24 protein-coding genes are annotated in these 23,007 nt (G+C 71.7%); 12 read left to right on the top strand and 12 right to left on the bottom strand.

Annotated features, from left to right (window positions below; all coding sequences use genetic code 11):
* The first annotated feature begins 97 nt into the window (after positions 1–97).
* Entirely contained in the window at positions 98–817 is a 720-nt protein-coding gene (locus tag ACIBP6_RS00625) for an alpha/beta fold hydrolase (RefSeq protein WP_397047387.1), read from the top strand.
* A gap of 65 nt (positions 818–882) precedes the next feature.
* On the opposite strand, the gene ACIBP6_RS00620 is transcribed toward ACIBP6_RS00625, so the two are convergent.
* The 5 genes from ACIBP6_RS00620 to ACIBP6_RS00600 all read right to left on the bottom strand — a co-directional run bounded on the left by ACIBP6_RS00620 (position 883) and on the right by ACIBP6_RS00600 (position 4,830).
* Positions 883–1,365, bottom strand: a complete 483-nt coding sequence (locus ACIBP6_RS00620) for a flavin reductase family protein (protein WP_397047385.1) — start codon at positions 1,363–1,365, stop codon at positions 883–885.
* A gap of 87 nt (positions 1,366–1,452) precedes the next feature.
* Positions 1,453–2,373, bottom strand: a complete 921-nt coding sequence (locus ACIBP6_RS00615) for an ABC transporter substrate-binding protein (RefSeq protein ID WP_397047383.1) — start codon at positions 2,371–2,373, stop codon at positions 1,453–1,455.
* Positions 2,374–2,409: 36 nt separating this feature from the next.
* On the bottom strand, positions 2,410–3,102 hold the full coding sequence (locus ACIBP6_RS00610) for an ABC transporter permease (protein WP_397047381.1): 693 nt from the start codon (positions 3,100–3,102) through the stop codon (positions 2,410–2,412).
* Positions 3,099–3,779: an ABC transporter permease gene (locus ACIBP6_RS00605; protein WP_397047379.1), complete on the bottom strand. Its 681-nt coding sequence runs from the start codon at positions 3,777–3,779 to the stop codon at positions 3,099–3,101. Before ACIBP6_RS00605 ends, ACIBP6_RS00610 begins: the two co-directional genes overlap by 4 nt.
* The gene (locus ACIBP6_RS00600; protein WP_397047377.1) at positions 3,772–4,830 is read right to left on the bottom strand and encodes an ABC transporter ATP-binding protein; all 1,059 of its coding nucleotides are present in this window, start codon (positions 4,828–4,830) and stop codon (positions 3,772–3,774) included. Before ACIBP6_RS00600 ends, ACIBP6_RS00605 begins: the two co-directional genes overlap by 8 nt.
* Positions 4,831–5,104: 274 nt before the next feature.
* Between ACIBP6_RS00600 and ACIBP6_RS00595 the strand changes: the two genes are divergently transcribed.
* Positions 5,105–6,601: an RNA polymerase sigma factor gene (locus ACIBP6_RS00595; protein WP_397047375.1), complete on the top strand. Its 1,497-nt coding sequence runs from the start codon at positions 5,105–5,107 to the stop codon at positions 6,599–6,601.
* Positions 6,602–6,604: 3 nt separating this feature from the next.
* On the opposite strand, the gene ACIBP6_RS00590 is transcribed toward ACIBP6_RS00595, so the two are convergent.
* Positions 6,605–7,468 (bottom strand): sigma-70 family RNA polymerase sigma factor, encoded by an 864-nt coding sequence (locus ACIBP6_RS00590; RefSeq protein ID WP_397047373.1) that lies wholly within the window; start codon positions 7,466–7,468, stop codon positions 6,605–6,607.
* Between the two features lie 94 nt (positions 7,469–7,562).
* On the opposite strand from ACIBP6_RS00590, the gene ACIBP6_RS00585 reads away from it, so the two are divergent.
* Complete coding sequence (locus ACIBP6_RS00585; protein ID WP_397047371.1) at positions 7,563–8,021, top strand: carboxymuconolactone decarboxylase family protein; 459 nt, start codon at positions 7,563–7,565, stop codon at positions 8,019–8,021.
* Positions 8,022–8,024: 3 nt separating this feature from the next.
* Here ACIBP6_RS00585 and ACIBP6_RS00580 read toward each other — a convergent pair whose 3' ends face one another.
* Genes ACIBP6_RS00580 through ACIBP6_RS00560 form a run of 5 tightly spaced genes read right to left on the bottom strand, consistent with a single transcriptional unit; the run spans position 8,025 to position 12,580 of the window.
* Positions 8,025–9,188 carry a lipid-transfer protein gene (locus tag ACIBP6_RS00580; RefSeq protein WP_397049248.1) on the bottom strand — a complete coding sequence of 388 codons (1,164 nt, stop codon included), beginning with the start codon at positions 9,186–9,188 and terminating at the stop codon, positions 8,025–8,027.
* A complete protein-coding gene (locus tag ACIBP6_RS00575; RefSeq protein WP_132622615.1) occupies positions 9,185–9,583 on the bottom strand; it encodes a MaoC family dehydratase in 399 nt (132 codons plus the stop codon). Before ACIBP6_RS00575 ends, ACIBP6_RS00580 begins: the two co-directional genes overlap by 4 nt.
* Positions 9,580–10,455 carry a bifunctional MaoC family dehydratase N-terminal/OB-fold nucleic acid binding domain-containing protein gene (locus tag ACIBP6_RS00570; RefSeq protein WP_397047368.1) on the bottom strand — a complete coding sequence of 292 codons (876 nt, stop codon included), beginning with the start codon at positions 10,453–10,455 and terminating at the stop codon, positions 9,580–9,582. Before ACIBP6_RS00570 ends, ACIBP6_RS00575 begins: the two co-directional genes overlap by 4 nt.
* Positions 10,452–11,606: an acyl-CoA dehydrogenase family protein gene (locus tag ACIBP6_RS00565; protein WP_397047366.1), complete on the bottom strand. Its 1,155-nt coding sequence runs from the start codon at positions 11,604–11,606 to the stop codon at positions 10,452–10,454. Before ACIBP6_RS00565 ends, ACIBP6_RS00570 begins: the two co-directional genes overlap by 4 nt.
* Positions 11,606–12,580, bottom strand: coding sequence for an acyl-CoA dehydrogenase family protein (locus tag ACIBP6_RS00560; RefSeq protein WP_397047364.1), 975 nt, complete (start codon positions 12,578–12,580; stop codon positions 11,606–11,608). Before ACIBP6_RS00560 ends, ACIBP6_RS00565 begins: the two co-directional genes overlap by 1 nt.
* Before the next feature lie 241 nt (positions 12,581–12,821).
* Between ACIBP6_RS00560 and ACIBP6_RS00555 the strand changes: the two genes are divergently transcribed.
* Positions 12,822–13,409: a TetR family transcriptional regulator gene (locus ACIBP6_RS00555; protein ID WP_397049246.1), complete on the top strand. Its 588-nt coding sequence runs from the start codon at positions 12,822–12,824 to the stop codon at positions 13,407–13,409.
* Between the two features lie 78 nt (positions 13,410–13,487).
* Complete coding sequence (locus ACIBP6_RS00550) at positions 13,488–14,429, top strand: NADP-dependent oxidoreductase (RefSeq protein ID WP_397049244.1); 942 nt, start codon at positions 13,488–13,490, stop codon at positions 14,427–14,429.
* Positions 14,430–14,459: 30 nt separating this feature from the next.
* On the opposite strand, the gene ACIBP6_RS00545 is transcribed toward ACIBP6_RS00550, so the two are convergent.
* Positions 14,460–15,284, bottom strand: coding sequence for an SDR family oxidoreductase (locus ACIBP6_RS00545; RefSeq protein ID WP_397047362.1), 825 nt, complete (start codon positions 15,282–15,284; stop codon positions 14,460–14,462).
* A gap of 117 nt (positions 15,285–15,401) precedes the next feature.
* On the opposite strand from ACIBP6_RS00545, the gene ACIBP6_RS00540 reads away from it, so the two are divergent.
* From ACIBP6_RS00540 to ACIBP6_RS00510, 7 genes are all read left to right on the top strand, one after another.
* Positions 15,402–16,007, top strand: a complete 606-nt coding sequence (locus ACIBP6_RS00540) for a TetR family transcriptional regulator (protein ID WP_397049242.1) — start codon at positions 15,402–15,404, stop codon at positions 16,005–16,007.
* Positions 16,008–16,048: 41 nt separating this feature from the next.
* A complete protein-coding gene (locus ACIBP6_RS00535; protein WP_397047360.1) occupies positions 16,049–17,050 on the top strand; it encodes a sigma-70 family RNA polymerase sigma factor in 1,002 nt (333 codons plus the stop codon).
* A gap of 689 nt (positions 17,051–17,739) precedes the next feature.
* Positions 17,740–18,855, top strand: a complete 1,116-nt coding sequence (locus tag ACIBP6_RS00530) for a steroid 3-ketoacyl-CoA thiolase (protein WP_397049241.1) — start codon at positions 17,740–17,742, stop codon at positions 18,853–18,855.
* Between the two features lie 37 nt (positions 18,856–18,892).
* Positions 18,893–19,915, top strand: coding sequence for an MBL fold metallo-hydrolase (locus ACIBP6_RS00525; RefSeq protein WP_397047358.1), 1,023 nt, complete (start codon positions 18,893–18,895; stop codon positions 19,913–19,915).
* 25 nt (positions 19,916–19,940) lie between these two features.
* Entirely contained in the window at positions 19,941–20,621 is a 681-nt protein-coding gene (locus ACIBP6_RS00520) for a FadR/GntR family transcriptional regulator (protein ID WP_132619981.1), read from the top strand.
* A gap of 81 nt (positions 20,622–20,702) precedes the next feature.
* Positions 20,703–21,650, top strand: coding sequence for a DNA polymerase ligase N-terminal domain-containing protein (locus tag ACIBP6_RS00515; protein WP_397047355.1), 948 nt, complete (start codon positions 20,703–20,705; stop codon positions 21,648–21,650).
* A 678-nt stretch (positions 21,651–22,328) separates the two neighbouring features.
* Positions 22,329–22,793 carry a cupin domain-containing protein gene (locus ACIBP6_RS00510; protein WP_397047353.1) on the top strand — a complete coding sequence of 155 codons (465 nt, stop codon included), beginning with the start codon at positions 22,329–22,331 and terminating at the stop codon, positions 22,791–22,793.
* Positions 22,794–23,007 lie beyond the last annotated feature (214 nt).

Here is a 23,007-nt window from a genome sequence, read left to right as displayed (position 1 = left end):
GGGGCGGCGGCACGCCGCCCCTCGCGGCGCGGGCCCCCAGAAGGTCATTTCCGCTCCGATGTACATTGCCAGGATCGGAGTGATTGGGGGGCTTTTGATGCGTTTTGTCCTAGTTCATGGTGGTTGGCAGGGAGGCTGGTGCTGGGACGCGGTCGCCGCACGCCTGCGCGCCGAAGGGCACGAGGTGTTCGCGCCGACCCTTCGCGGCTTGGCGGAAGGCGAGGTGGACCGCGCCGGGGTGGACCTCACCGCCGCCGGTGAGGGGCTGGTCGCCGCGATCGAAGAGCGGGATCTGACCGACTTGGTGCTGGTGGGTCACAGCGGCGGCGGCCCCGTGATCCAGTACGCGGCGGATCGTCTGGCGGACAGGACGCGCAGGGTCGTCTTCGTCAGCGCCTGGGTGCTCCATGACGGTGAGGCGATCCACGACGTCCTGCCGCGACCGCTCGTCGAGGGCGACCGGGCCGCGGCCGCGCAACGCCCGGACCGGACGATCCTGATGGACCCCGGCGTGTGGAAGGCCCACTTCATGAACGGCGCCACCGACGAGCAGGTCGCCGCCGTCGCGGACCGGCTGGTCCCGCAGCCGCTCGGGTGGCTCACCGAGCCGATCTCCCTGCCCCGGTTCTGGACCGCCGAGCCGCCCTCCAGTTACGTCTTCCTGCGTGACGACCGGGGCGTGCCCATGGAGCTCTACCGCGAGATGGCCGGCAGGCTGACGAACCCGCGCGTCGTCGAGTGCGACGGCCCGCACGAGGCGATGCTGACCCATCCGGAAGCGCTCGCGGACGCGCTCGTCACCGCGGCGCACGACTGAAAACGAGCGTCTCCCGGACACGAACGTCTCGCGGACGACGTCGCCGCCTGGCCGTTCCGGCGAGCTCAGGCGCCCGTGCGGTAGCGGCCTCTGAGACGGATCAGGGGGTGGCGGGCGGAGTCGACGTAGCCGACGGACAGGACGGTGGCGAGATAGAGGGTGTGGTCGCCGGCGGGGATGACCTTGATGGTCTCGGCCTCCAGCGCGGCGACGCCGCCTTCGATCACCAACGCCTGCGAGTGTTCGCCGCGGTGATACGGAGTGCCCGCCACCAGGAGGCGGGCGCTGGGGCGGCCCGGGGTGGCGAAGCGGCTGGCGATGGCGGCCTGCTCCGACGACAGCAGCGACGCCGCCCAGCGGTCCTGCCGCAGGAACACCTCGTTGAGGTAGCCGGCGCTGGCCAGGCTCACCAGCACCAGCGGGGGCTCCAGCGAGACGGACATCAGCGCCGACACCGTGGCGCCGAGGTCGTCGCGCCCGTCGCGGGCGGTCACCACCGCGACGCCCGCGGCCAGCTGCGCCATCGCCTCGGTGAACAGCTCACTCACCGCGAAAGCCCCCTGGAACAGTCGGTCAACGGCTGACACACCGCGAGAGCCTCCCGCCGAGGTGGGAGGCTCTCGCGAAGGCCGGCGTCAGGCCAGCCCGTTGGTGGTCAGCCATTCCTTGGCCACGGTAGCGGGCTCGTCCTTGTTGACGGAGATCTTCTGCATCATGTCGAGCAGCGACTCCGTGGTCAGCTTCGCCGAGATCCCGTTCAGGGTCGTCCTGATGGTGTCGGTGGCGGAGGCCTTGTGCAGCAGCGGGGTGACGTTCTGGGCGGGGAAGATGTTCTTCGGGTCCTCCAGCGGCACGAGGTCGTTGGCGGTCATCTTGGGGTCGGTGGTGAAGACGTTGCCGACCTGGATCGAGCCGTCCTTCAGCGCGTCGGCCGTGGTCGGGCCGGTCGGCTTCCACTCCTTGAACTCGACCCCGTAGACCTCCTTGAGCCGTGCCTCCCAGCGGTTCTTGAACTCGGGGGGACCGCCGACGACCAGGTCCTTCGAGACCTTGGCCAGGTCTTCCATCGAGGTCAGCGACTGCTCGGTCTGGGTCTGCCGGGAGACGGACAGGCTGTCCTTGTCCTCCGCGGGCGCGGATTCGAGGAGCTCCAGCTCAGCGGGCAGCTTCTGCTTCAGCTCGGCGTCCACCTCGTCGGTGGTCGCGGCGGTGCTCTTGGGGTCGAGGAACGCGAGCAGGTTGCCGTTGTACTCCGGCACGATGGTCAGGCCGCCGCTCTTGACCTGGTCGAGGACGACCTCGCGGCTGCCGATGCGCGGCTTCTCCTCGACCTGCACGCCCTTGGCCTCAAGGGCCTGGGCGTAGATCGAGGCGAGCAGCACGCTCTCGTCGAAGTCGAAGGAGCCGATGACGGCCGTCCCGCCGCCGGAGGCGGATCCGCTGGGAGCCGCGCTCGTGGTGTCGAGCGGGTTGCCTCCCGTGCCGCCACCACCGCAGGCGGCCAGCGCGAGCATCGCCGAGAGGAGGATTCCCGCGATGCCGTACGTGCGTCTCATTGTATTTCCCTTCTAAACGGGAGGTAATAGGGGAGATTATCGGATGGTCGGCCGCCGGCTCACCCCCGGAGACACCGTCAGCCTCTGGACGAGGGCGAACACCACCTGGACGAAGAGCGCGAACAACACGATCAGTACAGAACCACCGACGACGCCGGCGTAATCCTTGGTGGCGAAACCGTCGATGACATACCGGCCGAGGCCGCCCAGGCCGGTGTAGGCGGCGACCGTGGTCGTGGCCACCACCTGGATGGCCGACAGGCGGCACCCCAGCAGGATCAGCGGCAGCGCCACCGGCACCAGCACCCGCCCGAGCACCTGCCCGCCGCGCAACCCCATCCCGTACGCGGCGTCGCGCAGCTCGGGGTCGACGCCCTTGATGCCCTCGTAGGTGTTGACCAGGATCGGCGGCACGGCCAGCAGCACCAGCGGGATGATCACCGGCCAGATCGAGGACGCGCCCAGCAGCAGCACGAACATCACCAGCAGCCCCAGCGTCGGCAGCGCCCTGGCCAGGTTCGCCGCCACCACGACGAGCACCCCGCCCCGGCCGGTGTGCCCGATCGCGAGGCCCAGCGGCACGGCGACCAGCACGGCCAGCGCCAGTGCGAGCGCCGAGAACTCCAGGTGCTCCAGCAGGCGCGCGGGGATGCCGTCGGAGCCCGTCCAGTTGGCGCCGTCGCCGAAGAACTCCCCCAGCCAGCCCAGGAACGCGGTCAGCCAGCTCATGACGCCGCCTCCTTGCGGGCCCGCACCCACGGGGTGAGCAGGCGCTGCGCCAGGACCAGCAGGCCGTCGGCGACCAGGGCCAGCGCCACGATGAGCACGATGCCGACGATCACCGGGGGCATGAACGGGTTCTGGTAGGCCCGGGTGAACAGCCCGCCGAGCCCGCCCTGGCCGATCAGCGCGCCCACGCTGACCAGGCTGATGCTGGAGACCGCGACCACCCGCAGTCCGGCCAGCACGACCGGCGCCGCGATGGGCAGCTCGACCTGCAGCAGCCGGCGCAGCGGGGTGAAACCCACCGCGACGGCGGACTGGCGCACGTGGTCGGGCACCGAGTCGAGACCGTCCACGACGGCCGGGATCAGCACGGCCACGCCGTAGAAGGCCAGCGGGACGATCACCGTGGTCTGCGACAACCCGGTCACCGAGATCATCAGCATGAAGACGGGCAGCGACGGGAGGGCGTACACGATGTTCATCAAGCCCGAGGTGGGCTGGTAGAGCCAGCGCCAGCGGGCGCAGGCCAGGCCCAGCGGGAGCGCCACGACGAGCGCGAACACCACCGGCACGAACGACATCGTCACGTGGTCGGTGAGCAGGGTCCTGATGCTGTCGGCGCGGCCGGTGTCCCAGTTGCGGCCGAACCACTCCCACAGGGAAGGGGGGCCGTCACCCATGGACAGCCTCCGACAACGCCCGGTCGAGCGCGTCCCTGGTGGCCACGCCGACGACCTTGCCGTGCTCGTCCACGGCCACGGAGCAGCCGGACGGCGACAGCAGTGCCGCGTCGAGCGCCGCGCGCATCGAGTCGCGCCCGCGCACGAAGGTGCCGTACGGCTCCAGCTCGCCCGGCCGCACCGCCGACCGCCAGCCGACCGGGCGTCCGTCGCCGTCCACGACCAGCAGCCACGGCTCCGGCGAGCCGCCCTCGGACCCCTCGGGAACGGTGAGGTCCGTACGCAGCCGCAGGCCCTCGGTCGAGACGAACTGCAGCCGCCGGATCCCCCGGTCATGACCGAGGAACTCACGGACGAAGTCGTCGGCCGGCTCGGCGAGCAGCGTCTTGGGGTCGGCGAGCTGGGCCAGCCTGCCGCCCACCCGCAACACCGCCACCTGGTCGCCCAGCTTGATGGCCTCGTCGATGTCGTGGGTGACGAACACGATGGTCTTGTTCAGCTCGCTCTGCAGCCGCAGCAACTCGTCCTGCAGGCTCGCCCGCACGATCGGGTCGACCGCGCTGAACGGCTCGTCCATGAGCAGCACGGGCGGGTCGGCGGCGAGCGCCCTGGCCACGCCCACGCGCTGCTGCTGCCCGCCGGACAGCTGGAACGGGTAGCGCCCGGCGAGCGCCGGGTCGAGCCCGACGCGCTCCAGCAGCTCCATGGCCCTGGCCCGGGCCTTCTTGCGGTCCCAGCCGAGCAGGTAGGGGACGGTGGCGATGTTGTCGACGATCTTGCGGTGCGGGAAGAGGCCGGCCTGCTGGATGACGTAGCCGATGCCGCGCCGCAGCGTCGGCGGGTCGATGCCCTGCACCGGCACCCCGTCGAGCAGGATGCGGCCCTCCGACGCGTCGATCATGCGGTTGATCATGCGGAGGGACGTCGTCTTCCCGCAGCCGGACGGCCCCACGAGAACGGTGATCTCGCCGGTGGGCGCCTCGAAACTGAGGTTGTCCACGGCGACAGATCCGCCTGGGTAGCGTTTGGTGACAGCGTCGAATGTGATCACGGCGCGAACTCTCGCTATCGGTCTCTCCATGGCGGGGGCCGCGGCCCCCTCGCCACGACCGCCGCATGATCTCTCGGACCACAGACTACGGCGCTCCGTACTCGGGTGTCGTGCCGGGATTTCCTTAAACGCTTCACTTATTCAGCGCAAATCCGCATCTGGTAGTGCGCCGGACCGCTAAGTGTTGGCATGATTACCCCCACACTCTCCCGACGCTTCTGTTCCACCGGCTCCCTCCCCTCAGCGTCCGCACCCAGCAAGAGGATTCGGCCCCGTGACTCAGCCGATCACCGATCAGCGCCCGCGCGCAGAACTGATCGCAGAGCTCTACGACCTGCACGCCGCCGGGATGTTCGCCTACTGCGCCGACCAGCTGGGCGACCTCGGCTCGGCGTCCGACGTCCTTGCGGCGGTGTTCTCGCGCGTCCCGGCCGTCGCGCCGCCCCGTGCCGCCCTCTACGCGTTCGCCCGCCGCGAGATCCACCGGCGCGACGTGCTCTACTCACCGCCCGCCGTCGATCCGCTCACCGACCCGGCCACGGCGCTCGTCGAACGCGCCCTGCGTGAGCTGCGCCCGCACCAGCGCGAGGTGCTGGTGCTGTGCGCGGTGTGCGAGCTCAGCACGGAGGAGCTGGCCTGGGTGCTGGGCGTCGCCTCCGACACCGCCGAGGAGCTGGTGATGTCGGCGGGGCAGCGGTTCCGGCAGTCGCTGGGCGCGGCGCTGGCCTCGACGGGGCCGCGGCTGCCCAAGCCGGTCGCCGACGTCTTCGGCGCGCTGGCGGTCGCCCCGCTGCCCGACGTGCTGGGCCGGCTGCCGTGGCCGCAGCCGCCGGGCGCGCTGCGCATCCACTTCGCGGGCTCCCGTACGGCCGCTCCGGGGCCGCTGTTCGTCAAGCCGCGCTGGCCGAGCCCGCCGGTCTGGCCGCAACCGCCGGCCAAGTCCGACCCCGCGACCAGCACGGTGATCTTCCCGGCTGAGCTGATGACGCCGCCGTCCGGGGACCGGACCGCCACGCACGAGGCCACCACGGCACCGATGCCGAAATATCGGGATTCGGCGGCCGGCGATCTCCTGGAGTCCCCGGTCCCCTTGCGTGACCCTCTCGGGTCCACCCGCGCGTTCCGGCTCCCCCACGCCGTGCCCGCGAAACCGAAGCCGTCCACCCCGGAGCGGCCGTTCTTCCTGGCGGCGCCGCCGTCCACGGGGGTGGAGCCGTTCGCGACGGGTGACGTGATCCTGCCGAAGGGCGCGCCCGATCCGTACATGACCGGGGACGTGCTCGTGCACCAGGGGCCCGCCCGAAGCGCGCGCCGCCAGCCGCCACCGCCGCCGGAGCCCCAGCCCACGCCGGTGGAGTTCCTGCGGCTGTCCCCGCCCGAAGCGGACACCCCGGCCCCGGCCGAGGAGCCGGTCAAGGAGGCGGCGCCGCTGTTCCAGCCGCGTTCCAAGCCGGCCGAGCCGGTCTACCGGCTGCCGGGAACCGCGCCCAGGAGCGGGCCGAAGGCGGAGCCGATGAGCGGGCCGATGAGCGGGCCGATGAGCGAGCCCAAGAGCGGGCCAGGGCGGGGGGAGCCCGAGAAGTCGGTGCTGGCGCCTCGCCCGGTGCGCTCCCGCCCGGCCCCCAAGCGCCGCCCCCAGCAGGCCCGCCCTCAGGCGCGCCGCCGCCGCGACCGCCACCACGACTGGGCGTGGGAGGCGGTCGGGTTCCTCATCTGCGTGGCGATCGCCATGATCGTGTTCTTCTCCATGGCGAGCTTCCAGAGCCCCTGACGGTCACGCCTTCACACCGAGGCGGGCCAGCCGGTCTCCGTCGGCGAGGATGTCCAGCGCGACGACCTTGCCGCCGGCGACGGTGAAGGCCATGACCGAGAGCGGCCGGCCGTCCCGTACGGTGAGGACGCCCGGCACGCCGTTGACCAGCACCGGCCTGGCGAACTCGGCGAACCTGCGGAACATGAACGCCTGCTCGGCCACGGTGAGCGCCCCGCGCAGCTCGTTCCACGCCCCCGCGACGGGCCCGGAGTCGGTCCTGAGCACGACGTCGGGGTGGAGCACCGCCACGAGCGCGTCGAAGTCGCCGCCCCGCGAGGCCGCCAGGAACGCCTCGACCACCTCGCGCTGCCGCGCCACGTCGGGATCGGGCCGCACGGCCGCGCCCTGCACGCGGCGGCGGGCGCGGCTGGCGAGCTGCCGGGTGGCGGCCGGCGTGCGGTCGAGGACGGGGGCGATCTCGTCGAACGGCACGGCGAACATGTCGTGCAGCACGAAGGCCAGCCGCTCGGCCGGTTCCAGCGTCTGCAGCACGACGAGCAGCGCGAGCCCCACCGAGTCGGCGAGCAGCGCCTCCTGCTCCGGGTCGGCGCCCCCGGCCTCGCTGATCACGGGGTCGGGCATCCGGATCTCCAGCGGCTCCTCACGGCGGGTCTCCCGCGAACGCAACAGGTTGAGGCAGACCCGGCCCACGACGGTCGTGAGCCAGGCGCCCAGGTTCCGCACGTCGGCGGTGTCGGTGCGCTCGAACCTCAGCCACGTCTCCTGCACCGCGTCGTCGGCCTCGCTGACCGACCCCAGCATCCGGTACGCCACGGCCCGCAGCTGACTCCGGTGCGCCTCGAACAGATCGTCACGGTCGGCCATCTGTCACATTCCTTCTCCGAGCGGCGTCATAGGTGTGACCCCTATCCAACCGGACGGCTGCCCGCGCACCGCCCGAACCCCTGAGGAGATCACCATGCACGCACGGATGAACCACCCCGCCGCCGTCCTGCCCGGCGCCATGCAGGCCCTGCACGCGCTGGGCCGCAGCGTTGCGGGCGCCGGTCTGCCGAAGGCGCTGCTCGACCTCGTTTATCTGCGCGCGAGCCAGATCAACGGCTGCAGCGTCTGCCTCGACATGCACGCCCGCGACCTGAAGAAGAGCGGCGAGAGCGACGAGCGGATCTGGGCGGTGGCCGGCTGGCGGGACGCGCCGTACTACAGCGACGCGGAGCGCGCGGCGCTCGCTCTGACGGAGGCCGTCACCCGGCTGAGCGACCGGCCGGAGGCCGTGAGCGACGAGGTGTGGAACGAGGCCGCCGACCACTTCGACGAGACCGAGCTGGCCGCGCTGCTCACCGCCATCGCCACGATCAACGTGTGGAACCGGCTCAACGCCGCCACCCGCCAGGTGGCGGGCGCGTGGAACGGCTGAGCGTCACCCTGACGACAGGATCAGCCCGCTCGTGGGCACCCCCGTCCCGGCGGTGACCAGGACGTTCGTCACGCCCGCGAGCTGGTTGGCCGCGTCGCCCCGGAGCTGGCGGACGGCCTCGGCGATGCCGTTCATCCCGTGGATGTACGCCTCGCCGAGCTGTCCGCCGTGCGGGTTGACCGGCAGGGGGCCGTCCAGGGCGATGCCGCCGTCGCGGACGAAGCCGGGGGCCTCGCCGCGTCCGCAGAAGCCCAGCTCTTCGAGCTGCGTCAGGACGAACGGGGTGAAGTGGTCGTACAGGATGGCGGCCTGGACGTCCGACACGGACAGACCCGACATTTCCCACAGTTGGCGAGCTACCACTGACATTTCCGGTAAGCCGGTCATGTCGTGGCGGTAGTAGCTCGTCATCATCATCTGGCCCGCCCCCGAGCCCTGGGCGGCGGCCGTGATCAGCGCGGGCGGGCGGCGCAGGTCGCGGGCGCGTTCGGCGGACGTCACCACCAGCGCCACGGCCCCGTCGCTCTCCTGGCAGCAGTCGAGCAGGTGCAGCGGCTCGGCGATCCACCGGGACGCCTGGTGCTCCGCCAGCGTGATCGGCCGCCCGTGGAACCAGGCCGCCGGGTTCGTCGCCGCGTGCCGGCGCATGGTCACCGCCACGCGGCCGAAGTCCTCGGAGGTGGCGCCGTACACGTGCATGTAGCGCCGGGCGAACATGGCCACCCAGGCGGCCGGGGTGATCAGCCCGTACGGCACGTGCCAGCTCATCTCCAGGCCCTGCGAGGTCGGCTCGCCGCTCAGCCCGGCGTTCGGCTGGCCGAAGCGGCGGCCGGAGCGCTCGTTGAAGGCCCGGTAACAGACGACCGTGCGGGCCAGGCCGGTGGCCACGGCCATGGCCGCGTGCGCTACGGTTCCGCAGGCCGCGCCGCCGCCGTACTCGACGCGGGAGAAGAACGTCAGGTCGCCGACGCCCGTCTCACGCGCCACGGCGATCTCCTGGTTGGCGTCCTGGCTGTAGGTCACCATGCCGTCCACGTCCGCCGGCGACAGACCGGCGTCGTCCAGCGCCGCCAGCACGGCCTCGGCCGCCAGCCGCAGCTCGGAGCGTCCCGACTCCTTGCTGAACTCCGTGGCGCCGATGCCTCCGATGGCGGCGCGCCCGCTCAGCACCGTCCGTCCTCCTTCAGCGTGACCGTCCCGGTGGCGTGGTCGCCCAGGCTCACCCGCCCGTGCACCCGCACGGTGACCCGCCCGCCCGCGCGCGAGGTGACCGTCCCGCCGAAGGTGAGCCGGTCCCCCGCGTACGCCGGGACGCCGAGCCGCACGTCGACGCGCTCGATGACGGCCCGCGGCCCCGCCCAGTCGGTGACGAACCGCTCGACCAGCCCCATGGTGGTCAGGATGTTGAGGAAGATGTCCTTCGAGCCCTGGGCGCGGGCGATGGCGGGGTCGTGGTGCACCGGCGTGAAGTCGCGGGTGGCCAGCGCGGTCGAGACGATCAGCGTGGGCGTGAGGTCGATGGCGAGCTCGGGCAGCGTCTCGGGCAGCGTCTCGGGCGTCATGCCTCCTCCGGGGTCCACAGCGGCAGGACGAGCCGGTCGTCCATCGGGCGGAACGTCACCCGCAGCGGCATGCCGACCTCGACCTTCTCGATGGGGCAGTCCACGACGTTCCCGACGATCCGTACGCCCTCCGGCAGCTCCACCACGCCCACCACGAACGGGAGCTCCCGGCCCGGCACGGGCGGATGGTGGTGCACGACGAAGCTGTAGAGGGTGCCGCGGCCGGTCGCGACCGCGTGGGTGCGGGCGGTCGAGCGGCAGGCCGGGCACATCGGACCGGGCGGGTGGCGCGGCGCACCGCAGTCGGCGCACCGTTGGATGCGCAGCTCGCCCTGTTTCGCGCCCTCCCAGAAGAACGCGGTGTCCTGGTTGACCGCGGGCTGCAGCGGATACGGCTTCGCCACCTCGGGCGGGCGGAACTTGAGCACCCGGAAGAGCATCTCGGCGACGGGGCGGTGGTCCTCGTCGTACCAGGTGACGTTCCAGGTGGCGAAGAAGCCGACGCCGAGTGCCGTCCGCTTGGGGCCGGCCAGGTCCGTGAAGCGGGTGGCGGGCGTGAGCCGTTCGCCGAGGCGGGCGTAGCGGTGGTAGGTCTGCTCGCAGTCGGTCGCCACCACGCCCGTGTAGCCGGCGTCGTCGAGCGCGGCCAGCACGTCGTCCACCGGCGAGCGGTCGCGGGGCGCGTCCATGGTCCAGACCTGGGCCATGGCGGGCGGGGCGACGCCCTGCTCCAGGTAGACCGGGTTCGCGTCGCCCATGGCGGCCAGCCAGTGCCGGATCATGGGGGCGTTCACCGGGTCGGGGGCGGGGGCGCCGCGCACCTCGCCGAGTGCCGCCTGCTTGTCCGCGAGCTCGTGCAGCGGGTCCGTCATCGCGGCGGCCTCGGCAGGTTCAGGCCGAGCATGGCGATCAGCTCCCGCTGCACCTCGTTCACGCCGCCGCCGAACGTCAGCACCAGTCCGCCCTTGGTCCCGCGGTCCATGCGTTCGAGCAGCTCGGCCGTCTCCGGGTCGGACGGGTCGCCGTGGCGGGCGAGGATGTCGCCGACGATCCGGCCGGCCTCCTGCGTGCGTTCGGAGCCGTAGATCTTGGTGGCCGAGGCGTCTGGGGCGCCCAGCCAGCCGAGGTCCATGTTCGCCGCGACCTGCCAGTTGAGCAGCTCGTTCGTGCGGAACGCGGCCCACACGCGGGCGAGCGCCCGGCGCACGTCCGGGTCGCCGTCCAGGCCCGTACGGCGCGCCCAGGCGAGGAAGCGGTCGTAGGTGTGGCCGAGGCTGCCGGCCGGGCCGAGGGTCACGCGCTCGTGGTTGAGCTGGTTGACGATGAGGTCCCAGCCGCGGTCCACCTCACCGACCACCATGTCCACCGGGACGCGCACGTCGGAGTAGTAGGTCGCGTTCGTGTGGTGGCGGCCGTCCATGGTGATGATCGGGGTCCACGAGAAGCCGGGGTCGTCCGTGGGGACGATCATCATCGTGATGCCCTTGTGCTTCTTCGCCGCGGGGTTCGTGCGGGCGGCCAGCCAGATGTGGTCGGCGTGGTGGCCGCCGCTGGTGAAGATCTTCTGGCCGTTGACGACGTAGTGGTCGCCGTCGAGCACCGCGGTCGTCCGCAGCGAGGCCAGGTCGGTGCCCGCCTCGGGCTCGCTGTAGCCGATCGCGAAGTGGCACTCCCCGGCGAGGATGCGCGGCAGGAAGAAGTCCTTCTGCCGCGGCGTGCCGTACTGCATGAGGGTCGGCCCCACGGTCTGCACGGTGATGATCGGGTACGGCACCCCGGCGCGGGCGATCTCGTTGGCGAAGATCTGCTGCTCCAGGGGTCCGTAGCCGCTGCCGCCGTACTCCTTCGGCCAGCCGAGGCCGAGCTTGCCGTCACGGCCGAGCCGCCGGCAGTGCTCCATGTACGCCTCGCCGAACGGGTCCTGGGCGATCTCCGCCCGCTGCTCGGGGGTGAGGCAGGTCCTGAAGTAGTCGCGCAGCTCGTCGCGGAGCCCGCGCTGCTCGGGGGTCAGGTCGATCAGCATCAGACGAGCGCTCCGATCAGGTCGAGCTGGGCGTCGGCGCCGCCGAGCAGGTGCGTCAGGTGCTTGCCCTGGGCGAAGTAGCGGTGCAGCGGGTACGTCACGTCGAGCCCGAGCCCGCCGTGCAGGTGCTGACAGGTGTAGAGCGCGGTGAACCCCTCACAGGCGTGGTACGCGGCCAGCGCCACGTCCCGTTCGGCCGGCAGCCCCTCGCCCAGCCGCCAGACCGCCGCCCACATGGCCACGTCGAGCACTCGTCCCGCGATGTAGACGTCGGCGACCTGCATGGTCACCGCCTGGAACTCGGCCAGTGCCCGCCCGAACTGCCGGCGCGTCCTGATGTGCGACGTGGTCAGCTCCAGCGCGCCGGCCAGCACGCCGCTCGCCTGGGCGGCCGCCGCGGCCGTGAAGATCCGTACGGTGTCCGCGACCGCCTCGATCCCGGCCACCCGCTCCGCGGGAGCGCCGTCGAACACCAGCGTGGCGGCGGGCTCCCCCGTGGAGGTGTACTCCTGGACCGCGGACGTCGGCTCCGCCAGGAACAGCCCCTCGTCGGCGGTGACCAGCGTCGCCGTTCCCGGGTACGGCACGGTGGCCTTGCGGCCGGTGAGCGTCCAGTCGCCGCCCTCCCAGCGCGCGGCCGTCAGGGGCGCGTCGGTCAGGGCGCGGCCGGGCTCGCGCAGCGCGAGGGTGACCCGGTCGGCGCAGCGCCGCTGCTGGTCGAGGGTGCCGTGGCGGGCGAGGGCGAGAGTGCCGACGAGCGTGGGCAGGGCCGGCACGGGTGCGGCCCGCGCGCCCGTCTCGCGCAGCACCACGGCCATCTCGACCGGGCCGAGCCCGGCGCCGCCCGCCTCCTCCGGCACGCACACTCCCAGCAGCCCGGCCTGGCGGAGCCGTTCCTCGTCCCCCTCCTTGGCGAGGACCTCGGCGGCCAGCCTCCTCAGGTCCTGCTGGGTTTCGTCGAAGGTGAAGTCCACGCGTCCTCCAGCAAGTGCTAGGTCAACCGAATCGGAAACTAGAACAGATTCCAATCCCTGTCCAGCGACCCCCCGCGTCGGTAATGCGCGATATAGGGCTGTAACGCCGAGGACATGGGTCGATTCGGCTTCTTTGTGACCCGCTGGTAACAAGCCGTGCCTTCGTGAAATCAGATAACGTGTTCTCATGCGTCCCACGCACGCGACCGTCGCCGCGCCCTCCAGCGACGCCGAGGCGACCATGGAGAGCCACCCCGCGCAGAGCGTCCGTACGCGCAGCCAGCACCAGCGCCGCAAGCGCATCGTCCAGGCCGCCGCCGCGCTCGCCTCACGTGGCGGGGTCGAGGCCATGCAGATGCGCACGGTCGCCGAGCGCGCGGGCGTGGCGCTCGGCACGCTCTACCGCTACTTCCCGTCCAAGATGGACCTGGTCGTGGCCGTGGTCGGCGAGGAGCTCGACCTGCTGGAGAGCAGCATCGACCGCCGTCCGCCCGCGGCCGCCACCCCGGCGAGCCGCGCGGTCGACGTGCTCATGAGGGCCACCCGCGGGCTGATGCGCGAACCCGAGCTCGCCGACGCGCTCATCCGGTCATTGATCATGGCCGACGTCGAGACCCCGTTCGGCGACCGCATGACGGGGCTGCTGCTGCGGGTCTCGGCCGACGGGCTGACCCTGACCGCCGCGAGCGAGGAGCAGATCGACCTCGCCGGCTCGCTGGCCAGCGTCTGGGTGCAGGAGCTGCTGGAGATGCTGCGCGGGCGTCGCACGTACGACCAGATCCAGCGGCGCATCGAGACGGCCGCCGCCCGCCTCTTCGCCGACTTCTGACCGGTTTTTACCCGATCGTCGCCCGCTGCCCGCTCGCGTCCCGGACGCCGAGCCAGCAGGCTGGAACGCATGACGACGATGAAGGCGATCAGCCAGGACGCCCTGGGCGGTCCTGAGGTGCTGCGGATGGTCGAGGTCGACAAGCCGGTCCCCGGCCCCACCGAGGTGCTCGTACGCGTGGAGGCCGCCGGGCTCAACCCGACCGACTGGAAGACGCGGGCGAGCGGCGGGGTGCTGCGGCTGGCGCCGCCGTTCGTGCTGGGCTGGGACGTCTCGGGCGTGGTGGAGGATTCCGGCGTGGGGCAGGCGCTCTACAAGCCGGGCGACGAGGTGTTCGGCATGCTGCGCTACCCGCAGGGCCACGGGGCGTTCGCCGAATACGTGACCGCGCCGTCGCGCCACTTCGTGCGCAAGCCGCGGGCCGTCGACCACGTGCACGCCGCCGCGATCCCGCTCGCCGGGCTGACCGCCTGGCAGGCGCTCGTGGACGTGGCCGGGCTGAGGGCGGGCCAGCGGGTGCTCATCCACGCCGCCGCCGGCGGGGTCGGGCACCTGGCGGTGCAGATCGCCAAGGCGCGCGGTGCCCACGTGATCGGCACGGCCGGCGCCGCCAAGCACGACTTCCTGCGCGGGCTCGGCGCCGACGAGCTGGTGGACTACCGCGAGCAGGACTTCGCCGAGGTCGTACGCGACGTGGACGTGGTGCTGGAGACGATCGGCGGCGACTACGGGCCGCGCTCGCTGCGGACCATGCGCCCCGGCGGCACGATCGTCTCGCTGGCGATCAGCCTGCTCGACCCGGGCCTGCACGCGCGGGCGCAGGAGCTCGGCATCCGGTCGGAGGCCATCCTGGTCGAGCCCGACCACGGCGCGATGCGCGCGCTGGCCGCGCTGGTGGACGCGGGCGCGCTGCGCCCGGAGGTGGCCGCCGCCATGCCCCTCGCGGACGCCGCCAAGGCGCACGAGCTCGGTGAGACCAACCGCACCACCGGCAAGATCGTCCTCACCGTCCCGCACTGACCGCCCGCACGTCGGCCCGCGCCTGGACGCTCAGGCGTGGGCCGCGTCCGTCCTGGGGGCGAGGTCCTTCTGGGCCTCCACCTCGGCGAGCCGGTCGGCGAGTGCCGAGCGGACCATGCTGTAGGCGTCGGAGCCCAGCAGCAGCCGGCGCGGGGGCTCGGCGGCGAGAGCCGCCTCGATCATGGCGGCGGCGACCTTCCGCTGGTCGCCGATCAGGTTGGCCGGGTCCACGTCGCCGCGCGCGATGTCGGCGCGGTCGGCGTACGCCGGCAGCGGGTCGGTGGTCTGGACGGCGTCGTAGAAGGTGTTGGCGATCATGCCAGGCTCGACCAGGACGGTGCGGATGCCGAAGGGCTCCACCTCCGGCGCGAACGCCTCGAAGAACCCTTCGATGCCCCACTTGCCGGCGTGGTAGAGCGAGAAGCCCGGGAACGTGATGTGCGCGCCCATGCTGGACACCTGCACGATGCGCCCGCCGCCCTGGGCCCTCAGGTGCGGGGTGACGGCGCGAGCCAGGTGGATGCTCGCGGTGAGATTGGTGGCGACGAGGCTTTCGACCTCGGCGTCCGTGTGCTCCTCCGCCGCGCCCATGATGCCGTAGCCGGCGTTGGAGATCACCACGTCGATGCGGCCCAGCTCGGCGAACGCGGCGTCGACGACCTGACGGAGCCGAGCGGTGTCGGTGACGTCCAAGGCGCGGCGCCACAGCCGGTCGCCGTACTCCTCGGCCAGGTCGTCGAGCTGCTCGGGCCTGCGGGCGGTGGCGGCCACGCGGTCTCCGCGGGCCAGCAGCTGCTCGGTCAGCTCACGGCCGAAGCCTCGGGACGTACCGGTGATGAACCAGGTGGTTGCCATTTTCAGTACCTAACTGGTTGGAGAACTTCTTCGACCATACACTAACCAGATGGGGAAAATCCAACATCGGGTTCCCGCTCCCCGTCCGACGAGGTTGTGGAGGATTTCGTGGCACGCATGACGAAGGCCGAGCAGTCGGCCGCCACCAAGGCGCGGCTGCTCGACGCCGCCGTCGAGGAGTTCCAGGAGCACGGCCTGGCGGGGGGCCGCGTCGACCGCATCGCCGAGCGCGCCGGGGTGAACAAGCGGCTGATCTACATCTACTTCGGCGACAAGGACGGCCTCTTCGACGCCGTCATCGTCCGAGACGTCGAAACCATGATCGACGTCGTGCCCATCACCCAGGACGACCTGCCGGGATACGCCGTCTCCCTCTACGACTACCTCGAAGCCAACCCGACCGTGGGACGCCTGCTGACCTGGCGCAACCTCGAACGCATCAAGGCCTCGGACATCGAGTACGACGCGTACCGCCGCAAGGTCGACGCCGTCGCCCAGGCCCAGGCCACTCTGGCGCCCGGCTCCACGCACGCGCCCGCCGACGTCCTGGCCCTCATCCTCGGCCTCGTGCAGAGCTGGAGCCAGGCCTCCCCCGCACTGCGCGACCTCGCCGGCGCCGACGATCCCGCCCGCGCCGGACAACGCCGCCACAGCCTTCGTGAAGCCGTGAGCCGCCTCATCACCCCCCGCCACCCCGCGCCTCCGGCACCCTCGGATTCCTAGCGGCGCCGCGTTCTGTCGGTGGGGGCGGATATACAGGGGCCATGACCGAGAAGCCGACGAACGAGGATTTCCTCCGGCTGGCTGATCCGATGCGGCGGGAGTTGCTGGCCCACTGCTACCGCATGATGGGGTCGGTGCACGACGCCGAAGATCTCGTGCAGGAGACCTACCTGCGCGCGTGGCGGGGTTACGAGGGGTTCGAGGGCCGTTCCTCGCTGCGTACGTGGCTCTATCGCATCGCCACCACCGCGTGCCTGACGGCGCTCGACAGCCGCAGCAGGCGTCCCCTGCCGACGGGGCTCGGCGCGCCGAGCGAGGAGGCGAGCGCGCCGCTGGTGCAGGACACCGAGGTGCCGTGGCTGGAGCCGGTGCCCGACACCATGGTGGGCGCGGGCGGCGACGATCCGGCCGCCATCGTGACCTCGCGTGAGAGCATCCGGCTGGCGTTCGTCGCTGCGCTGCAGCACCTGCCGCCCCGGCAGCGCGCGGTGCTGATCCTGCGCGACGTGCTCAAGTGGAAGGCCGCCGAGGTTGCCGAGGCGGTCGGCACGTCCACGCCGGCGGTCAACAGCATCCTGCAGCGGGCCCGCGCCCAGCTCAGCCAGGTCTCCCCGAGCCCCGACGACCCGGTGGAGCCGCTGACGCGGGAGCAGCGCGCCCAGCTCGAGCGCTACGTCGCGGCGTTCGAGAACTACGACGTCGACACCTTCGTCGACCTGTTCACCAAGGACGCGGTCTGGGAGATGCCGCCCTACGTCGGCTGGTACCAGGGCCCGGATGCGATCGCCGACCTCGTCAGGACGCAGTGCCCGGCCGAGCGTCCGGGCGACCTCAGGTTCGTTCCCGTCGCGGCAAACGGGCAGCCGGCTTTCGCGGTGTACTTTCGCGAAGGCGACGTCCACCGGCGATTCGCCATCATGGTCCTGACCTTCTCCGGCGCCCTGATCGGCCACGTGGCGATGTTCTTCGACACCCACCTGTTCGAGACGTTCGGACTTCCCGAGCAGAAGGATGCGTGGCCCGCGCCCGGCGCTGGGCTGTGAGGCACAACGCGGGCCGGGCACCGCGGCGTGGGCTGAGCATCGTGGATCAGGCCGCGGCGCGGGCCGGGCACTGCGCGCAGCGTCTTGCGCCCTGCGGACCGACGGCGACGGTGGCGCATCCCAGGCCGCGACCATGGACCAGTCAGCGGTCACCGGAGTGCTGGCCGAGCGGGAGATGGTCGTCTCGGCCGACCTGTGTGTGGACCCGAGGCTCCACCCGGAGACCGTCGCCATCGGACACCTACTCGCTGGGGCTCGGTGGGCGGTGTCAGCCGTCGGGTGCCTGGGGAAGGACGACAGCCCTGGAAGAACGGTGCAGTCCCTCAGCCGCGTGACGCCTCCCCGGCATCCGCATTCGGCCACCACCAGCAGCCGAGCATGACCAATGCGGCCCACCGCAACCCACTGCGCCACCCCTGCGGGATACCAGCCCCGTAACGTCACAGGTCTCGACTTCAGATCCGACTTCCAACCGCGAGGGAGCTGCCGTCGTCTGGAGGAGCGGCGGGAGCGAAGCGACCAGAGCGGAGGAAGACGACGGCATCCAAGGCGACCGAGCCGGCCTCGCGGAGCGAGGCCCATGAACGCAGGACCGAGCCGGCCTCGCGGAGCGAGGCCCATGAACGCAGCCTTTCGGGATAAAGTAGAACCCGTTACAGTCACGCCAGAGCATCGTTCTGGAGGTGACTGTGGGCACACCGGTGATCGTCGAGGCCGTACGCACTCCCATCGGCAAGCGCGCGGGCTGGTTGTCCGGCCTGAAGCCGCAACAGGTTCTGGCCACCGCGTTCGACGGGCTCGTCCAGCGCTCCGGGATCGACCCGGGGGCCGTCGAGCAGGTCTTCACCGGCTGCGTCACCCAAGCCGGCGAGCAGGGCGGCCACGTCGGGCGCTACGCCTGGCTCTACGCCGGGCTGCCGTACCAGACCGGGGTCACCACGATCGACGCCCAGTGCGGTTCGTCGCAGCAGGCGGTGCACCTGGCGGCGGCGATGATCGCGGCGGGCGCCATCGAGGTCGGCGTCGGCGGCGGGGTCGAGGTCATGAGCCGGGCGCCGCTCGGCAGCAACGTGCTGCCGGCCCAGCCGCGTCCGGACGACTGGAGCATCGACCTGCCCGACCAGTTCACCGCCGCCGAGCGGATCGCGCAGCGGCGCGGGTTGACCAGGGAGCGGCTCGACTGGTTCGGGGCGCGTTCGCAGCGACTGGCCGCCAAGGCGTGGGCCGACGGGCGGTTCGAGCGGGAGATCGTGCCGGTCGGCGACGTCCGCAGGGATCAGGGGCTGCGTGAGACCACCGTCGACGGCCTGGCCGCGCTCAAGCCGGTGCTGGACGGCGGCCTGCACACCGCCGGCACCTCGTCGCAGATCTCCGACGGCGCGGCGGCCGTGCTGGTGACGAGCGAGGAGGCGGCGCGGCGGCACGGGCTGCGGCCCCGGGCGCGGATCCTGGCCCAGGCGCTGGTCGGTTCGGAGCCGTACTTCCACCTGGACGGGCCGGTGGACGCGACGGCCAGGGTGCTCGCGCGGGCCGGGATGACGATCGGCGACATCGACAGGTTCGAGGTGAACGAGGCGTTCGCTTCGATCGTCCTGTCATGGGCGAGCGTGCACGAGCCCGATCTCGACCGGGTGAACGTCAACGGCGGCGCGATCGCACTCGGCCATCCCGTGGGCGCCACCGGGGCCAGACTGATCACGACCGCGCTGTACGAGCTCGAACGGTCCGACTCGGCCACCGCGCTCGTGACGATGTGCGCGGGCGGGGCGCTGGCCACCGCCACCATTCTGGAGCGCGTGAGCTGACCCGGCCCGCGCCGTTCGTCACACGATCGGGGAGAAGATGAAGACCAGGCGCAGGCCGTACGCGGAGCAGCGGCCGCAGGACCTCGGCGGCGGAGTGTGGAGCGTGCCGGTGCCGATTCCCGGCAATCCGCTCGGCTACACGCTCGTCTACGCCGTCGAGTCGCCCAAGGGCCCGGTGCTCGTGGACGCCGGGTGGAACCATCCGGACGCCTGGGAGGCGCTCAGCGGCGGCCTGGCCTCGCTCGGGTTCGACGTGGCCGGGGTGCGCGGGGTGGTCGTCACCCATTTCCACCCCGACCACGCCGGGCTCGCCGGTCAGGTCAGGGAGACGTCGGGCGCGTGGATCGCCATGCACGAGAACGACGCGGAGCTGGTCAGGATGATGACCGCGTACGCCTCCCAGGAGCACGACGGCTTCCAGGCCGACATGTTGCGGCGGGCGGGGGCCGACCCCGGAGAGGTGCGGCAGGCGGCGGGCGCCCGTCCCACACCGCCGGCGTCGCCCGACCGCGAGCTGCGCGACGGCGACCTGGTCGACCTGCCGGGACGCAAGCTGCGCGCCGTGCACACCCCGGGCCACACGCCCGGCCACATCTGCCTGCATCTGGAGGACGCCGACCGGTTGTTCACCGGCGACCACGTGCTGCCCGCCATCACCCCGCACATCGGGATCTATCCGTACGACCGCGACGACGTCGACCCGCTGGGCGACTTCCTGGAGTCGCTGGACCGGGTGGGCGAGCTGGGCGCGATCGACGCTCTCCCCGCCCATGAGTGGATATTTCCGGATGTGGCGGCACGGGCTGCCCAGATCCGCGACCATCACGAGGAGAAACTCGACCGGCTGCACGCCCTCCTCTCCGAACGGGCGGAACCGCTGACCATCTGGGAGGTCGCCTCGATGATGACCTGGAACAGGCCGTGGGCCGACCTGCCCCCCATGCTGCGGGGCATGGCGGCCGGCGAGGCAGCCGCCCATCTGCGCACCCTGGAGGCCAGGGGCCTGGCCGCCCGCCTGGCAGGTGTCGATCCGGTCCGCTTTCACGCTCTAGACTCCTAGACATCCGATGTCTAGGGAGAAAAGCGTGGCGGTCACCGATGCGGCCATCGACAAGATCAAGCAGATGATCCTCTCCGGCGAGCTGGCCCCCGGAGACCGGCTGCCGAAGGAGGCCGACCTGGCCGTACGCCTCGGCCTGTCGCGCAACTCGCTGCGCGAGGCCGTGCGCGCCCTGTCGCTGATCAACGTGCTCGACGTGCGCCAGGGCGACGGCACGTACGTCACCAGCCTGGAGCCCCGGCTGCTGCTGGACACCATGTCATTCGTGCTCGATCTGCACCGCGACGACACGGTGCTGCAGTTCTTCGAGGTCCGCCGCATCCTGGAGCCCGCCGCCACGGCGATCGCCACCAAACTGATGAGCGACTCCGACATCGACGAGCTGCGGGTGATCCTCGAGTCGCTGCCCGCCGAGCCCACGGTCGAGGAGCTGGTGGCCAACGACCTGGAGTTCCATCACCGCATCGCGCGAGGGTCCGGCAACAGCGTGCTCTGCTCGTTCATCGAGAGCCTGGCCGGCCCGACCACGCGGGCCCGGATCTGGCGCGGGCTCACCCAGGAGGGGGCGATGGAGAAGACACGCGAGCAGCACACCGCGATCTACGAGGCCATCGTCGCCCGCCAGGCCGACGTGGCCCGGTCCTGGGCCACCGTGCACGTGGCGGGCGTGGAGTCGTGGTTGCGCCGGGCGCTGGAGCTCGACTGACATCGGACGAATGCGGCCGGTGCCGGGAACCGTGGCCCCGTCGTCAGATCAGGGCGGGCATCCGCGGGTAGGACCGGTGCCGTGGCCGACAAACTGGAGCGATACCGGAGCAAGCGCGATCCGAAACGTACCCCCGAGCCCGTCCCCGCGGCCGAGTCCCCCTCCCCCGACGGGAACGCGTTCGTCATCCAGGAGCACCACGCGCGGTCGCTGCACTGGGACCTGCGCCTGGAGCGCGACGGCGTCCTGGTCTCCTGGGCGGTCCCCAAGGGGCTGCCGGCCGACCCCGACATCAACCACCTGGCCGTGCACACCGAGGACCACCCCATGGAGTACCTCACCTTCCACGGCGAGATCCCGAAAGGCGAGTACGGCGGCGGCACCATGACCGTCTGGGACACCGGCACGTACCAGACGGAGAAGTGGTCGGACCGCGAGGTCAAGGTCGTCCTGAACGGGCGGCGGGCCTCCGGCCGGTTCGTGCTCTTCAGGACGCGCGGCGACAACTGGATGATCCATCGCATGGGCTCCGCGGTGCGGGACCCGTTCCCCGAGGTGGAGCCCATGCTGCCGGTCGAGCGCGCCCGTCCCCCGAAGGACGCCTCCTCCTACGCCTTCGAGTTCGCCTGGGGCGGGCGCCGGCTGCTCGTCCCGATCGACGGGGGCCGTACGGACGCCGCCAGGGAGCACCCGTGGCTGCGGGGGCTGGCGGAGTCGTTCGGCAGCCGCACGGCCGTGCTGGACGGGGAGGTGGCCACGCTCGGGCGCGCGGAGATCCTCGTCTTCTACGACCTCCTCTACGACGACGGGCGGTCGCTGGTCGAGGAGCCGTACTCGGCGCGCCGCGCGGCCCTGGAGTCGCTCGACCTGAACGGCGCCCACTGGCAGACCGCCCCGTCGTGGCCGGGCGATCCCGGCCCGGTGCGGAAGGCCGCCCGCGACCAGGGCCTGCCCGGCGTCATCGCCAAACGCCTGGACTCGCCGTACGAGCCGGGCCTCTCATCCTCCTGGCTCTACATCCCCTCCTGACGGGTGGGCCTCAGGAGCCGGCACGCCCGTGAGCCCCGTGACGGGAACCCCCGACGAGGCGCCGAACCGGCCGCCTGCCCCCGCGCGCCAACCGGCACGGCCGGAGGCGGACATCCCGGAGCCCCCGTGGCTTCCCGGCCGACGAGGCGTTCGTGACGGGGGCTGCGGACCACTTCGCCGGCTACCGGGCCGAGGATCAGGACCACGAGCGGCTCCGATCCGCAGCGCGGTGAGGACCCCGCGCCGCTCGACGTCCGCGACCGGCTGTGCTCCACCCCGCTGCTCAGCGGACATCTGCGGTACGCCTCACGCGGCGCACGAGGGCATCCCGCAGTCAAGCCTGGATCGAGCAGCGGCCACTTCCGCCACACAGAGGAACCGGCCCCGTTCGCCCGACGCCGCCTTCGTGTTGTGAGTCAGCTCACCGAACGGCATGCGGCGTCATCGAAATCGTGCTGCCGCACCCCTCCTGATCTGGGACGTCCAGCAGCACGGCTGACGCCCGTTCCGCTGTCCGCGGTCCCCGTGGGCATCGGCCATTGTAGTTGAAACTTAAATTTATTACCGTGAAGCAGGCGCGCCGGATCAAGCGCCATCCGGTTCGGCGGCGTCGATCAACGGGCCACATCACCTCTCGTCACGTCAGCTGCTGACGGATCCACCATGGAAGGACTGCAGATGAGCGTTGCCCTCGTGCGGAACCCCGGCGACGGACCGGTCTTCCGCTACTACCACGTACCGATCGAGCAGGTCGTGTCGACCGACGAGACGGATGGAGTGGTCACCGCCACCCGTTTCACCCTTGACCGCGCCGGCGCGCCACCCCTGCACAGCCACAGTCGGGAGGACGAGAGCTGGGTGGTGCTGTCCGGCCGCGTCCGGTTCTGGGTTGGATCGGATTCGCTCGACAAGTGCGACGTGCACGACGCCGAACCCGGCGCCTACGTCTACGGACCCCGTTCAGTGCCCCACACGCTCCAGCCGATCACTTCGACCGCGACGATCCTTCAGATCAACAACCCCGGAGCCATCGAAGGCTACTTCAAGGGCATCGGGCCCGCCGACGGGCGCCACGACGCGGAAAACGCCGACCTTCTGTCCGAGTACGGAGTGGTGGTCCTCGACAACCCGCCCCCCGCCTAGAACGCCGGGCCGCCCCTGGCGCGGGACGCCTCCCGGGCGGCTACCGGATGGCCTCGGCACTCCAGATCGAGGAGCGCGGCGACCTGGAGCGGGCGGCGCAAGAGGCCGAGAGCCGCCGATCACTCCGACGCAGGCCGGCCCGCTTCCTCCGAGGAAAGCGGGTCGACCTGTGTTCGCCGGGAGCTGCGCGGCCCCCTGGTCGGACGGCCGCGCA

Source organism: Nonomuraea terrae, from assembly GCF_044465245.1.
GTDB classification, from domain to species: Bacteria; Actinomycetota; Actinomycetes; order Streptosporangiales; family Streptosporangiaceae; genus Nonomuraea; species Nonomuraea terrae.
The sequence above is the reverse complement of the archived record's forward strand: the minus strand, read 5'-3'. Positions and strand labels throughout refer to the sequence as shown.